General features: G+C 78.7%; 1 protein-coding gene. It reads left to right on the forward strand.

The annotated features are described in order from the left end of the window. On the forward strand, window positions 1-698 hold a 698-nt coding region (locus DZF91_RS23180; RefSeq protein ID WP_147341296.1), incomplete at its 5' end, for a L,D-transpeptidase. Window positions 699-930 lie beyond the last annotated feature (232 nt).

Here is a 930-nt window from a genome sequence, read left to right on the forward strand (position 1 = left end):
CCGAGGACGCCGCGGGCGCCGCGGGACGGCCGGGACGGGGGGCGGACGCGCCGGAGGCGACGACGTTCACCACGCTCCACGGGGCCCCGGCCGACCCGGCGCCCGCCGCGGGCACCACCGGGCTGGTCGTCCACCCGGACGCGGCGCGGCCCGTCCTGGACCGTCCCGGCGGCAGGCCCGTCGCGGTCCTGCCGCCCACCGAGCTCGGCGGGCCCACCTGGGTCCCGGCGGTCGAGGCGGACGGCGACTGGCTGCGCGTCCTGCTGCCGAGCCGCCCGAACGGAGCGACCGGCTGGATCACGACCCGGGGCGGGGGGCTCCGGACGGCGCGCACGCCGTACGTGATCAAGGTGGACGTCGCGCGCCGCGATCTCTCCCTGCTCAAGGACGGCCGCCGGATCGGGCACTGGACGGTCGCCGTCGGAGGACCGAGCACCCCGACGCCGCCCGGCCGGACCTTCGTCATGGCGTCCCTCGCCCCGGCGAAGCGGACGCCGAGCCCGGTGGTGCTGCCGCTGGGCACGCACTCGGCGACGCTCGACACCTTCGGCGGCGGACCGGGGACGGTCGCGCTGCACGGCTGGCCGGACGCCTCGGTGTTCGGCCGGCCGGTCACGCACGGCTGCGTCCGGGTCCCGCCCGCCGCGCTGCGCGAACTCGCGAAGGTTCCGCTCGGAACCGTCGTCCACCTGGCCTGACACCAACGGGCGGGCCTCCCCGGCCGTGACCGCCGGCGCCCGCCCTGATCCTCTTCTTCACGCGAACGGAGAACACCATGCGCTTCGGTACGGCCACAGCACGCCTGACCAGAGCCCTCACCCTCGCCGCCGCCGGCGGCCTCCTGGCGGCCACCCCGGCGTTCGCCGCGCACGGCGCGGACGCGAACGGCGGCCAGAGCGGCGCGGCCGGCGCGGCCGGCGCCGAGGGCAG

Origin of the sequence: Actinomadura logoneensis (assembly GCF_003428695.1) — a bacterium.
Lineage (GTDB): Bacteria > Actinomycetota > Actinomycetes > Streptosporangiales > Streptosporangiaceae > Spirillospora > Spirillospora logoneensis.